The organism is Facklamia sp. P12950, assembly GCF_050409465.1.
In the GTDB taxonomy this organism is placed as follows: domain Bacteria; phylum Bacillota; class Bacilli; order Lactobacillales; family Aerococcaceae; genus Facklamia.
In genome coordinates this window covers 16,784-29,101 of sequence record NZ_JBNUPK010000009.1, presented here as the reverse complement: position 1 = coordinate 29,101, position 12,318 = coordinate 16,784, and the positions used below count along the sequence as shown (strand labels likewise).

The following is a 12,318-nucleotide window of genomic DNA, read 5'->3' as shown; positions in this document are numbered from 1 at the left end:
GGCCTAATATGTTTGAGAGGTTACAGATCCAAATCAATTCTTTGATTTGATTGTTCAAAGCTTGTTTAAGAAAAGTAGTTGATTTAAACTACAATTACTTAAGAAAATAAACTATTGAGGTGTATATAAATGAAATTTAATAAGAAAGTGAGTTTAGGTGCTTCTCTAATGCTGATGCTTACGCCTGTGGCGATTACATCTGCTCAGAATTGGAATGCGCGCACGGTTGAAGAAATAAGTGCTGAACTAATGGTAGATGAAGATAATCAAATGACTTACATTGTTAAATATGGAGACACCCTTGGAGCAATTGCTGAAGCGATGGATATTGATTTAGCTTTTCTTGCTGAAGCTAACCAAATTGAAAATGTTAACCTTATTTACCCAGAAACAAAACTAGTCGCTCAATATGATATTAATCATAAAGCTGAAAAGTTAAACGTTGAAACATCCGCTGGGGAAACATTTGAAATGGACATTCCAGTCAGTCTAACTCCAGAAGTTGAAACTGAAGATCAAGCAGTTGTTCTTGAAGAAGAAGTTGTAGTTGAAGAGATCATTTTAAATGTCAATGAAGCAGATGATTTTGAAGTGGAAGAAGAGTTAGCAATAGCTGAAGAAACAGTCCAATTAGAAGAAGTTGCTGAATCATCTGAAGAGTTATTAAACGAGCTCCCTCTAGTAGAAGAAGTCTTAACTGACGAAGTCGTGGACAGGACTATTGAGGAAGTTTCAACTACTGGAGAAATTACAGTAAACCCTGTAAGTGAAGAGGAAGTTATTGAAGCTGAAGAGCTTGAAGTTGAGACAACACAATCTAGTGCTGTTGAAATAGAAAGTGTTATTGAGGAAGTTGAACAACCACTAGCGTCAGAAGAGTTGACAAAAACAACAACAGCTATTCAAGAGGTCACTGAAGAAGTAGTAATAGTAGAAGAAGTGCCTGTTACTGAGAAAGTTGTAGAGGAAGTCATTGAAGAAGTAAGTAATGATTATACGACACCATCGACCTTAGCTGGTGTATCACAATCAGCGGCTAATTATGGTAGTCGAATTGCTAATCAATATGGAGTTGCTGCATACGGGCTAAGACCTGGAGATAGCGGAGACCATGGTAAAGGATTAGCTGTTGACTTTATGGTGCCCGTAGGTTCAGCTTTAGGCGACCAAATCGCTGCAGATGCAGTAGCTAATATGGGTAATAGTAATATCGCTTATGTTATCTGGAAACAACAAATCTATGGCCATTGGACAGGCGGCCAATGGCAACAAATGGAAGATCGTGGTAGTGTGACACAAAACCATTATGACCACGTACATGTCTCATTTAATAACTAATTGATAATTAAAGTTCTCGCTATAATTAATGGTGAGAACTTTTTATTTTAAAAACAATTTAGGCAGTTTGACAAGCGCTTACAATGTTGTTATAATAAGTAGATGATAAAATAAATTCTAGAAGGGAGGACAAAATATGCGGAAAATTTATATACAAGAATTACAAGGTTTGTTTAAAAAAATTAACCAAATGTTTGATTTAACGCAAAGTATTTTTGATAACACCCATCAAGCAGTTATTGCCTCAGATAATGAGCTTGCAGTTTCAACGCTTGAAATGAATGAGAAAATTAATGAATTATCTGTTGAATTAGAAAAAGATGCCTATCTTATAGTCGCTTTACAGCAACCCGTTGCAGCAGATCTTCGTTACATATTTGCATTGCTAAATACTAGTGTTGAACTGAAGCGTATTGCAGAACATACTACTACAATTGCTAAACGTATCAAGCGAAATAAGCCTGATTTTTCAAATTATCAAGACGTGATGATTATTGTGAATCAAATGGTAGAACGTTTACAGTTAATGTTTGAACCATTAGCAGGTATCATCGAAAATGGTGATATTCAAGAGGCTAGTCAGATTGCCCTTATGGATAGCCAAATTGACAAACAGTATGATCTTGTTTTTGAAGAAGTTACTTTAAGAATGGCTACCAACGAAGATTGTATTCCAGCAGGAATCTTTACGATTGATTTAGTATCTAGTTTAGAACGTATAGGTGATTATATTACCAATATCTGTGAACATGTTTTATATTTAGAAACCGGTTCAACTGTATACTTAAATTAATTATTTTTACTTAGAGCAGAAAGATTCAGTAGGTCTTAAAAGACCTACTGTTTTTTTGATTATGTCTAATTAGGTGAGCAGAACTAGGTCCGTGTGATAAAATAAGAATAGGAGGAGGGATTTTATGAAGCTCTATATGAAACAAAAAATGTGGTCATTTAAACAAGATTTTGATATTTATGATCAAAATAAAAGCCCAATATATCGAGTAGATAGTAAATTAATTTCAATCGGTCGAAAAACAAAAATTCTTGATGTTCAATCAGGAAAAGTTTTATGTGAAGTTAATCAAAAAGTTTTATCACTTTTACCGACAGTCGATGTCATCCAAGAGGGTAAATTCTTTTGTCGAATTCATAAAAAATTTACCTTCTTTAAGCCTCAGTATGTGGTAAAAGGGGTAGATTGGGTAGTTGATGGCAGTATTTTTCAACATGATTACATGATTAAAGACTCTAAAAGACAGCCAATAGCTCGTATAAAGAAAAAGTTTCTTTCTTGGTCAGATACCTTTGAAATGGACATCCTAGCTGAAAGTGTAGATACAGTTTTGGTTTTAGCAACTATTTTAGCCATCGATTTAGCAATGGACTTAGATTCTAATTAATAAAAACTGCCTGCTCACTCCATTTATAAAGTGAATAGGCAGTTTAATTATTGCTTAAGTATTGTTAGCTATTTTTCTTTCAATTTTAAAAGCGTTCATCATTTCATTACTTGCATCGTCAATTGGAACTTTTTCCTTTAGTTTTCCTTGCACGATGATTCGGTTAACAAAATCCTGAGTACAAGTAACCAAGGTAACAATTGGTTCAGATGAAGGGTTTAGCACTTCAACGGCTGAAGGGTCTACTACTAAAATGGAAGAAATTTCATAAACATAGATATTATCTAAATCAGTCATATAAATTTTCTGTCCTTTTTTTGCGTCTTTAAGTGGAGAAAAAAGTAAAGATTGATCATACATGTGATGGCTAGCTAGGGCATAATTGGATTCACCCATTTTTTGATCAGCCGAGAGCGTTCCTGCTCCGAAGAACATGCCTTCATTAGATGTTCCTTTATTAATTGGTAAGTTAATCTTTAATTCAGGGATTGAAATTCCGCCAATAACGGGTAGGTCCTTAGGATTCACACTACTAGAAATAACGGTAAAAGGATCTACTTGTTGAATATCCTCGAAGTCAAAAGTGACATCTTTTTGTTGGTTAGCTAGAATTTGATCACGAGTCATATTAGAAATTTGAATATCATTGGTTTTATTTTGAATGAGGTAGTTCTTTAAGGGGTTCACTAATAAAAGCCCTAGTGCCACAATAATTAATAGAACACCGATAAGAGTTGAAAAAGAAAAACGACGTTTTCTTTTTTGGTGCATCCGGCTACGCGAAGGGCCAGGGTTAGGTTTACGATTCATTATTTATTCCTCCAATACTATCAACAAAGTAATTAAACTTATTTTAACATTTTTGAATGTCAAATAAAATAAAACAGCTCAAATAACACACTTAATTCATAATTTTCGAATTAAAATCATAATAGCATATTTTTTTACAAGAATACCAATACAAGATGCATTTTTGGTGGAAAAGTTATAAAATAAGAAACAGAAAGTTTAGAGGTGACTTATGGAGAAGACAAAACGATTTTTTAAAGAGATTTTTTCTTGGTTAATGTATATGGCTATTTGGTTAGCTGTATTATTTACCTTTTATCATTATGTTGCACAACCCTTTTCGGTAGATGGTTCCTCAATGGAACATACTTTGGAAGATGGCGAAAAGGTTTGGATGTGGAAACTATCAGATATCGAGCGTTTTGATGTTGTGATTTTCCCTCAACCTAATCCACTACCCGGTAAAGAACCCAAGCTTTATGTGAAGCGTGTGATTGGAGTTCCTGGCGATAAAATTGCTTATCAAGATGATCAGCTGATAATTAATGGACAGAGGGTGGATGAGTTTTACTTAGATGAAAAGGCGCAAGAGTATCAAGCGAATGGTGGTGGAAACTTTACCGAAGATTTTGAAATGTATAAATATACAGGTGAAGATGTAGTTCCTGAAGGCAAGTTTTTTGTAATGGGGGATAATCGGCAAAATTCTGTTGATGGACGAACTTTTGGCTTGATAGACTCTGATTCGGTAATTGGTAAAGCTACTTTTATTTATTGGCCACTAAAGAATTTTGGTAAATTGCCTGATTACGATCTCAATTCTCAAGGTGATGCTATTGTTTTAGAATAACTTAGGCTTGTTTTTATTCCTTGATTCTTTATAATAAGAAGTGAAAATAGACTAGTAATTTGTAGATGGTCCCCAGCAAGAGGCAGAGGATGGAAGTGTCTCCCCACTCAGCAAATGAACCTACTATCTTATTGAAATCAGGTGGCTCCTTTATCGCCTTGAGTGGGCATTTTTAAGATGCAAATAAGGTGGTACCGCGGAGACTGACTGTGCTTCGTCCTTGATAGGATGAAGGCAGTTATTTTTTATTTATAGGAGGAAAATAATGGTTACTCGTAAAGAAGATTTTTCGAAATGGTATTTACAAACAATTCAACAAGCAGATTTAATGGATTATTCACCAGTCAGAGGCTGTATAATCTTTAAACCAAATGGTTATGAAATCTGGGAACATATTCAAGAATATTTTAATAAGCGTTTAAAAGAAGAAGGTATTCGCAATGCCTACTTCCCAATGCTTATTCCTGAGTCTTTCTTTACTCGTGAAAAAGATCATATTGAAGGATTTAGTCCAGAACTGCCATGGGTAACTGAAGCAGCTGGTGAAGTTTTGGAAGAAAGATTGGCCTTAAGACCGACTTCAGAAACTATGATAGGCGATGCGTTTTCTAATTGGATTAATTCCTACCGTGATTTACCTTATGAAATTAATCAGTGGGCCAATGTTTTCCGTTGGGAAAAACGCACTTTGCCTTTTTTAAGAACTTCTGAGTTTTTATGGCAGGAAGGACATACTGCTCATGCTGATGAGGAAGATGCTCGTCATAGAACCATGCGTATGCTAGAAATCTATGCTGAATTATTAGAAGAATTATTAGCAGTACCGGTCTTCAAAGGTGAGAAGACTCCTTCGGAGCGCTTTGCCGGAGCGGTGCAAACATTTTCAGTTGAAGCCATGATGCAAGATGGTAAAGCTGTGCAAGCAGGAACTTCTCATTATATGGGAACTAAATTTGCAGAAGCTTTTAATATTCGTTATTTAAATAAAGATAATGAGCACGTTTATGCCCATACCACTTCTTGGGGTGTTTCGACCCGCTTAATCGGTTCAATGATTATGACCCATTCAGATGATCAAGGATTGGTTCTACCACCAGCCATAGCTCCTCAGCAGGTTGTTTTCATTCCCGTTGGACCTAAGAAAAAATTAGACCAAGTGCTTGAAAAAGTAAAAGACTTAGACGCTCAATTAAAAGCAGCAGGTGTTAGAACTTATATTGATGATTCAGATAACTCAGCAGGTTATAAGTTTAATGAGTGGGAGTTGCGTGGAGCGGCTATTCGTATAGAAGTGGGTCCAAGAGACATTGAAAATAATCAAGTGATTATGAAAGCCAGAGATGAAGATGAAAAAAATGCCATCACAATGGATGGCTTGGCTGAACAAGTTCATCAAGCTTTAGCCTTAATGCAAAATCGTCTTTTAGAAAAAGCTCGCCAACGCAATCAGGCCAATATGTATACTCATATTGATACTCTAGATGAATTGATTGACCATATTGAAAATAAAAAGGCAGCCAATGAAACCCCAGGTTGGGTATTAGTTGGCTGGGATGGTAGTGAGGAATCAGAAGCTAAGATTAAGGAATTAACAGGCTTTACAACACGTAATTTACCATTTGAAAATTATTTTGCAGGTGAAAATGCTCTGGTTAAGAAAGATAAATGCCTTGTATCTGGGAAGCCAGCTAAAGAAACAGTTTGGATTGCAAGAGCGTATTAAAAAATAACCAATAGGTTGAAAGGAGACCATGATGAGAAGTTTAGCATTAGATACCTCATCCGATGTTTTATCTCTAGCTCTTTTTGAAGAGGATCAATTGATCATCGAAGTCAATTCGAATGTCTCCAAGCAACACGGGGCCTTCCTTCTACCCTTGGTGGAACAGCTATTACTTGCTGTTAAGTGGGAGAGGGAAACCATTGACCAAATTTGGTTAGGGAGAGGTCCTGGTTCATATACAGGCTTGAGGATTGGAGCAACAATGGCGAAGGTTTGGACTTCCACCAAAAAAAGTCATTTAGAGAGTTTTTCCAGTCTAGCGATTATGGCAGGTCAAGTGGCCGATGATGGTGGGAAAACTTGGATTATTCCTATTATGGATGCGCGAAGAGGGACAGCCTACACAGCGGCCTATCACTGGCAAGATGGTTTATTGAAAAATAAAATTAAAGATGATCATGTTGACTGGCAAGATTGGATTCAAGAGAAACTCTTGCCACAATTTAACGAGACAGACCTTAAGCAGTTAATATTCCTGAGTGCCCATGAAAATAATCTTACTAACTTTGTTAAAGAAAGCCTTTCTCAGCAAAGTATTCAGCATCGATTTGTAACAGGTCAATATGCTTGGCCAAAGGTTGGTAAAGTGCCTTACATTGAACGAAAGCATGTTGAAGATGTAGATATTTTTGAGCCTTTCTATGCACATTTGACTTTAGCAGAACAAGAATGGGCAGCCAAACAAACTAATCAAATCCAAGAAAAGAATGAAAGTTATGTTGAGCAAACTAATGAAACGAGTATTTAATCCTTTTAAAGAGAAAACTAAAGTAAGACATAAAGCAATGACTCAAATTAGCCCTTATATTGATTCTTTAGCGCTAATAAGGCAAAAAAAACAAAAAAACATCCAATGCAGAGTAAGATTAGCCAAAAAGACTGACTTACAAGCTTTAGTGCAGTTAGAGCAAAAAGGTTACGCAGGTTATATTGCTTGGGATTTATCTGATTTTGAAAGGGATTGGCATAAAAATCCACAGATTTTATACTTAGTTATTGAAGCAAAAGACTTAGCAACTGATAAGTCAAAAATTATTGGAATGATTACGGGTAGGTGTTTAATTAATAATACCCATATTAGCCAATTAGTCATTGATCCTGAGTGGCAATCACACGGTTTGGGTTCTTATTTATTAAAGATTTGGCTTCAAATCAGTCGTGAATTGGATAGAAAGTCGGTAACTTTAGAAGTAAGAGAAAGCAATACGCATGCCCAAAAAATCTATTATCAACAAGGCTTTGTCCTTGAGAACAAAAAACCTTTCTACTATGAAGATAATGGCGAAACGGCTCTCTTTCTCCGCTGTCATTTGTAAGGAGATAAAGAAATGATGCTTAAAGAAATCGCAAAAGCAGATAAAGAACCTGCTTTACTTCAGCAAATCTTAGCCATTGCTCAAAGTTTTAATTGGTCAGCGGATGCCACCATTCAAGAATGGCAGAGTCCTTATGCTAGATTATGGATTTGGGCCGACGCCCAAGAGTTAGTGGCTTGTTGTGGCGGACAAGTCCTTTTTGAAGAAGCAAGCATACATTATTTTTGGGTTGGTCCTCTATACAGAGGCAAAGGGAGGGGAAAAGCTTTTTTAAGAGCTCTTCTAGATCAATTTCAAGAAAATAAAGTAGAAAAAGTTAACTTGGAAGTTCGAGTCAGTAATCAGGTGGCTATTGCCGTATATCAAGCAGTGGGATTTAAGATAATTGATGAACGGCCTAACTATTATCATGATCCGGTTGAAGATGGCTGGGTTATGCAGTTAACATTTGAGTAGGAGGAATAGCCAATGCAAGAAGAAAATTTAATATTAGCCATTGAATCGTCTTGTGATGAGACGAGTGTAGCCTTGATAGAAAATGGCTGTCATATTAAAGCGAATATTGTTGCCTCCCAGGTAAAGAGTCATATGCGATTTGGCGGTGTTGTCCCTGAGGTAGCTAGTCGTCACCATGTCGAACAAATCAGTCAAGTTTTGAAGTTAGCATTAGAAGAAGCCCAACTAGAATCGATTGATCAGGTAGATGCGATCGCAGTGACCCAAGGTCCTGGGCTAGTTGGCCCTCTATTAATTGGAGTTACTGCAGCTAAGACATTGTCCTATTTATATAAAAAGCCTTTAATTGCTGTCAACCATTTAGCTGGACATATTTATGCCAGCCGCTTTATTAAAAACTTAGAGTTTCCATTAATGGCTTTAATTGTCAGTGGTGGACATACTGAGTTGGTGGTTATGAAGTCGGCGAATAATTATCAAGTCATTGGTGAAACGCAAGATGATGCGGTAGGAGAGGCTTATGATAAGGTAGGCCGCTTGCTAGACTTACCTTATCCAGCAGGTAAGTATCTTGATCAAATGGCTAAAGAAGGAAACCCAGAAATTTATTCAATCCCTCGTGCCATGTTAAATGAGAATAACTTAGATTTTTCATTTTCAGGTATGAAGAGTGCGGTGATGAACCTGGTTCACAACGCTAACCAAAGAGGAGAAAGCATCCAGCCAGTTGATTTAGCAGCGAGTTTTCAACGTGCCTGTGTGGATGTTTTAACGGGAAAAGTTAGCAAGGCTTTGGAAAATCGTCCAGAGATTAAGCAATTTGTTTTAGCCGGCGGAGTAGCCGCCAATAGTGAATTGAGAGCAAGCATACAAAGCCTGTTTGAAGCTCACTACCCTAATGTAGAACTTTTAATTCCACCTTTAGCATTATGCGGAGATAATGCAGCCATGATTGGAGCAGCTGCCTATCCAAAGTTATTAAAGGAAGAATATACGGATTTAGCAGCCAATGCCAGACCAGGTATGACTCTATAAAGAACACACACACTGAAATTTTCAGTGTGTGTTTTTAAATTTATTTTAAATCGGGGTATTTTTCAAGATAGTCTTCAATAGCCAGACTGTATTCTTCCCATTGTGTAACTAACTGATTACTAGTTTCTTGCTTTTCTTTTATTTTCTGATCAATAGCAATTAATGCTTGATGATCGTTAGCATTTGCTGCTTCGAGCATCATTTCTTTATCTTTTTCGATCATTTCTTCAAGAGCTTCGTTATCAGTCCAAGCTTCGTCTGCTAATTTCTGTAGTCTTCTTAGTTCACTTTTTATTTTTTTATTTTCTTCATAAGACAGCTGACCAGCAGAGATAAGTTCTTCTTTTTGCCCATTCTTATTTTCCTCAGCTGCTTCAAAGGCTTCAAATTCTTCTTTTTTAGCTAAATAGTAATCATAATCGCCAAGATAAAGCTGGCTCTTGTCAGCAGCTATTTCTAAAACATGAGTAGCAATCCGATTAATAAAGTAACGATCATGAGAAACAAATAGCAGCGTTCCGTTAAAGTTAATGAGTGCTTCTTCTAAGACTTCTTTCGAATCAATATCTAAGTGGTTGGTTGGCTCATCCAACAATAGGGTATTATCGTGATCAGCCGCTAAAAGAGCTAAGGCTAAACGAGCTTTTTCACCACCACTGAGCAGACTGACTTTCTTTTCCACCGTTTCTCCACTAAAAAGAAAAGAGCCTAAAATGGAACGGATTTTCCACTCATCTGTTGTATCATGAGCACGCCAAAGGGTCTCGAGTACGGTAACGTCGCCAGACAGATGGTTGACGTTTTGGTCGTAGTAGCCAATTTGGACATTGGTTCCCTTCTTAATTGTACCATCGATAACTGGAAGATAGCCTAAAAGAGTTTTTAGAAGAGTTGTTTTCCCAATTCCATTAGGACCAACAATAGCGATAGCATTTTGCTTGGTCAGGTCAAGGTTGATGTTTTGACAAAGAACATCTGTAGGAGAATAACCAATACTCAAATTTTCTGCCTGAATAACTTTTTCACCCGATTCTTTGGCAATTGAAAATTGAATACGAGGAGCCTTAGCATCTTGTTTAGGTGCTTCAATGCGGTCCATCTTTTCTAACTGTTTGCGTCGGCTTTGGGCTCTTTTAGTAGTGGAAGCACGGGCAATGTTTTTTTGGACAAATTCTTCTAAACGATTAATCTCAGCTTGCTGTTTGAGATATTGTTTTTGAGCGTGTTCCATGCGAGCTGCTTTTTCTTGGACATAAAAAGAATAATTACCTTGATAATGATGTAGATGGTGGTCGCGAATTTCATAGATTTGAGTTGCGACTTTATCTAAAAAATAGCGATCGTGAGAAACGATTAAAAGTGCGCCTTGATAGGTGGTTAAAAACTTTTCTAACCAGCTTAAAGTCTGCATGTCTAAATGGTTGGTAGGCTCATCCAGAATTAATAAGTCATAGTCTTGTAATAAGAGTCTGGCTAAGGCGATACGAGTCTTTTGGCCTCCAGATAGACTTTGAATAGGTTGATCATAATCCTCCGGATAAAAACCAAACCCATGAAGAACAGTTCGAATAGTAGATTCGATTTGATAGACATTTTTTGCTTGTAATTCCATTTGAATTTGATCATATTGGGCCAAGGTCTCTTGATATAAAATAGATTGAGTATCACCTTGATCAGCTAGATTCGCTAGTTTGTCAGCAATTTCTTGGGCTTGGTCTCTCATAACTAATTTTTTAGAAAAAAGAGACAGCATTTCATCCCAAACAGTTAAAAGAGAATCTACTGCTATATGTTGTTCTAAGTAACCGATGTTTAGCTTTTTAGCACGACTAAATTGACCATCATTGATGGGTTCATCACCAATGATTTGTTTAATTAGAGTTGACTTACCCGTTCCATTACGTCCGACCAATGCAATTCGGTCACGTTCTTGAATCGAAAAGTTAACGTCTTCGTATAAAGTCACATCGGCAAAACGACGACTGATATTGTTTGCTTGTAGTAAAATCACGGGCCATCCCCCTTTGTTCAATCTCTCCCATTATAGCACGCTTATTAAACTCTCACTAGTTTCGATTCAACTGGCTTTTTAAAAAGTTTGTGAATTTTTTTTAAAAAAGACTCTCTACTGATTGGCATTATCTTCGTTTGATGATATACTAGACTTATCAAATTGTGAGAAAACACACAAACAAGTGAAAGTTAGGATGAACGGAGGAAGTAGAATGGTGAAAGAAATCCCACGAGCGACGGCCAAGCGTTTGCCAATTTATCATCGTTATTTGCGATACTTATACAATGCTGGTAAGACGCGCATTTCATCAACCGAACTCAGTGATGCTGTTAAAGTTGACAGTGCGACCATTCGGCGTGATTTTTCTTATTTTGGAGCCCTTGGGAAAAGAGGCTATGGTTATGATGTGGAATATTTGCTTCAGTTTTTTGGGAAGACACTCAATCAAGATCGTCTAACAACCACTGCCTTGATCGGAGTTGGATCATTAGGGAATGCCTTATTAAACTATAACTTTAGAAAATCTAATAATGTCAGAATTGGTGCCGGTTTTGATGTCAATCCTGATTTGATTGGAACTGTCCATTCGGGCATTCCTATCTATTCGATTGATGAGTTAGAAGAGCAATTAGAAATCCAAGCAATCGATGTGGCTATCTTAACTGTTCCTCAAGAATATGCAGACGAAATAATGGAACGATTAATAGCTGCTGGTATAAAGGGAGTTTTGAACTTTACCCCATTACGTTTTGAAGTACCTGAAAGTGTTCGCGTACAAAATGTTGATTTAACCAATGAACTGCAGACCTTGATTTATTTCATTAACCAAGAAGAAATTGCTGATCAGTTAGCAAGAGAATAGAAAATGATTGGACTTCTTACTATTTATAGTGAGAAGTTTTTTTATGGTTTTAGGAAAAAATAATGAGATTTTTATATCTATTTCTTGCTTTTTAATCAAAGATGGTCTAATATATTAATTGTGATTAGCACTTATATCAACAGAGTGCTAAATAATAAAATTTGGAGGGATTTTCATGTTGAAACCTTTAGCAAAACGTATTGTTCTAAAACCAAAGGAAGTCGAAGAAACAACAGCAAGCGGCTTTGTGTTACCTAGCTCTGCTCAAGAAAAACAACAAATTGGTGAAGTAGTATCGGTTGGTCCTGAAATAGAATCAGAAGACGGAATTAAAGTTGGCGATCAAGTTATCTATAAATCTTATTCAGCGACCGAGATTGAAGACCAAGGTGAAAAATTTATTATTATCGAATTAAAAGAAGCTTTAGCAATTATTGAATAAAAGATATTTAATAAAGAACTCAATAGAAAAAGA

At 36.5% G+C, this 12,318-nt stretch carries 13 protein-coding genes; 11 read left to right on the top strand and 2 right to left on the bottom strand.

Translation table 11 applies throughout. The annotated features are described in order from the left end of the window. Nucleotides 1-129: 129 nt before the first annotated feature. From ACQV2Q_RS07840 to ACQV2Q_RS07830, 3 genes are all read left to right on the top strand, one after another. Entirely contained in the window at nucleotides 130-1,338 is a 1,209-nt protein-coding gene (locus ACQV2Q_RS07840) for a LysM peptidoglycan-binding domain-containing protein (protein ID WP_428882429.1), read from the top strand. A gap of 136 nt (nucleotides 1,339-1,474) precedes the next feature. Further along, nucleotides 1,475-2,131 (top strand): phosphate signaling complex protein PhoU, encoded by a 657-nt coding sequence (gene phoU / locus ACQV2Q_RS07835; RefSeq protein ID WP_428873991.1) that lies wholly within the window; start codon nucleotides 1,475-1,477, stop codon nucleotides 2,129-2,131. A 124-nt stretch (nucleotides 2,132-2,255) separates the two neighbouring features. After that, nucleotides 2,256-2,738 carry an LURP-one-related/scramblase family protein gene (locus ACQV2Q_RS07830; RefSeq protein WP_428873993.1) on the top strand — a complete coding sequence of 161 codons (483 nt, stop codon included), beginning with the start codon at nucleotides 2,256-2,258 and terminating at the stop codon, nucleotides 2,736-2,738. Between the two features lie 54 nt (nucleotides 2,739-2,792). Here ACQV2Q_RS07830 and ACQV2Q_RS07825 read toward each other — a convergent pair whose 3' ends face one another. Beyond that, on the bottom strand, nucleotides 2,793-3,548 hold the full coding sequence (locus ACQV2Q_RS07825) for a class A sortase (protein WP_428873994.1): 756 nt from the start codon (nucleotides 3,546-3,548) through the stop codon (nucleotides 2,793-2,795). Between the two features lie 211 nt (nucleotides 3,549-3,759). Between ACQV2Q_RS07825 and lepB the strand changes: the two genes are divergently transcribed. From lepB to tsaD, 6 genes are all read left to right on the top strand, one after another. Then, nucleotides 3,760-4,377: a signal peptidase I gene (lepB, locus tag ACQV2Q_RS07820; protein ID WP_428875128.1), complete on the top strand. Its 618-nt coding sequence runs from the start codon at nucleotides 3,760-3,762 to the stop codon at nucleotides 4,375-4,377. A 265-nt stretch (nucleotides 4,378-4,642) separates the two neighbouring features. Then, entirely contained in the window at nucleotides 4,643-6,100 is a 1,458-nt protein-coding gene (gene proS, locus ACQV2Q_RS07815; protein WP_428873996.1) for a proline--tRNA ligase, read from the top strand. Nucleotides 6,101-6,131: 31 nt separating this feature from the next. Next, nucleotides 6,132-6,908 (top strand): tRNA (adenosine(37)-N6)-threonylcarbamoyltransferase complex dimerization subunit type 1 TsaB, encoded by a 777-nt coding sequence (tsaB, locus tag ACQV2Q_RS07810; RefSeq protein ID WP_428873997.1) that lies wholly within the window; start codon nucleotides 6,132-6,134, stop codon nucleotides 6,906-6,908. Beyond that, nucleotides 6,892-7,476: a GNAT family N-acetyltransferase gene (locus ACQV2Q_RS07805; RefSeq protein ID WP_428873998.1), complete on the top strand. Its 585-nt coding sequence runs from the start codon at nucleotides 6,892-6,894 to the stop codon at nucleotides 7,474-7,476. The genes tsaB and ACQV2Q_RS07805 overlap by 17 nt, the downstream gene beginning before the upstream one ends. 12 nt (nucleotides 7,477-7,488) lie before the next feature. Then, a complete protein-coding gene (gene rimI, locus ACQV2Q_RS07800; protein ID WP_428882428.1) occupies nucleotides 7,489-7,932 on the top strand; it encodes a ribosomal protein S18-alanine N-acetyltransferase in 444 nt (147 codons plus the stop codon). A gap of 12 nt (nucleotides 7,933-7,944) precedes the next feature. Beyond that, nucleotides 7,945-8,967, top strand: coding sequence for a tRNA (adenosine(37)-N6)-threonylcarbamoyltransferase complex transferase subunit TsaD (gene tsaD / locus ACQV2Q_RS07795; RefSeq protein ID WP_428874001.1), 1,023 nt, complete (start codon nucleotides 7,945-7,947; stop codon nucleotides 8,965-8,967). A gap of 40 nt (nucleotides 8,968-9,007) precedes the next feature. On the opposite strand, the gene ACQV2Q_RS07790 is transcribed toward tsaD, so the two are convergent. Next, complete coding sequence (locus ACQV2Q_RS07790; protein ID WP_428874002.1) at nucleotides 9,008-10,978, bottom strand: ABC-F family ATP-binding cassette domain-containing protein; 1,971 nt, start codon at nucleotides 10,976-10,978, stop codon at nucleotides 9,008-9,010. A 214-nt stretch (nucleotides 10,979-11,192) separates the two neighbouring features. Here ACQV2Q_RS07790 and ACQV2Q_RS07785 point away from each other — a divergent pair, with 214 nt between their 5' ends. Both ACQV2Q_RS07785 and ACQV2Q_RS07780 read left to right on the top strand, forming a co-directional pair. Then, the gene (locus ACQV2Q_RS07785; RefSeq protein WP_428874003.1) at nucleotides 11,193-11,843 is read left to right on the top strand and encodes a redox-sensing transcriptional repressor Rex; all 651 of its coding nucleotides are present in this window, start codon (nucleotides 11,193-11,195) and stop codon (nucleotides 11,841-11,843) included. A gap of 175 nt (nucleotides 11,844-12,018) precedes the next feature. After that, entirely contained in the window at nucleotides 12,019-12,285 is a 267-nt protein-coding gene (locus ACQV2Q_RS07780) for a co-chaperone GroES (protein WP_428874005.1), read from the top strand. Nucleotides 12,286-12,318: the final 33 nt, after the last annotated feature.

Excerpts from the sequence above, each read along its gene's own strand:
- ACQV2Q_RS07840 (WP_428882429.1), top strand. The coding sequence starts at position 130 with ATGAAATTTAATAAGAAAGTGAGTTTAGGTGCTTCTCTAATGCTGATG.
- phoU (WP_428873991.1), top strand. The coding sequence starts at position 1,475 with ATGCGGAAAATTTATATACAAGAATTACAAGGTTTGTTTAAAAAAATT.
- ACQV2Q_RS07830 (WP_428873993.1), top strand. The coding sequence starts at position 2,256 with ATGAAGCTCTATATGAAACAAAAAATGTGGTCATTTAAACAAGATTTT.
- ACQV2Q_RS07825 (WP_428873994.1), bottom strand. The coding sequence starts at position 3,548 with ATGAATCGTAAACCTAACCCTGGCCCTTCGCGTAGCCGGATGCACCAA.
- lepB (WP_428875128.1), top strand. The coding sequence starts at position 3,760 with ATGGAGAAGACAAAACGATTTTTTAAAGAGATTTTTTCTTGGTTAATG.
- proS (WP_428873996.1), top strand. The coding sequence starts at position 4,643 with ATGGTTACTCGTAAAGAAGATTTTTCGAAATGGTATTTACAAACAATT.
- tsaB (WP_428873997.1), top strand. The coding sequence starts at position 6,132 with ATGAGAAGTTTAGCATTAGATACCTCATCCGATGTTTTATCTCTAGCT.
- ACQV2Q_RS07805 (WP_428873998.1), top strand. The coding sequence starts at position 6,892 with ATGAAACGAGTATTTAATCCTTTTAAAGAGAAAACTAAAGTAAGACAT.
- rimI (WP_428882428.1), top strand. The coding sequence starts at position 7,489 with ATGATGCTTAAAGAAATCGCAAAAGCAGATAAAGAACCTGCTTTACTT.
- tsaD (WP_428874001.1), top strand. The coding sequence starts at position 7,945 with ATGCAAGAAGAAAATTTAATATTAGCCATTGAATCGTCTTGTGATGAG.
- ACQV2Q_RS07785 (WP_428874003.1), top strand. The coding sequence starts at position 11,193 with ATGGTGAAAGAAATCCCACGAGCGACGGCCAAGCGTTTGCCAATTTAT.
- ACQV2Q_RS07780 (WP_428874005.1), top strand. The coding sequence starts at position 12,019 with ATGTTGAAACCTTTAGCAAAACGTATTGTTCTAAAACCAAAGGAAGTC.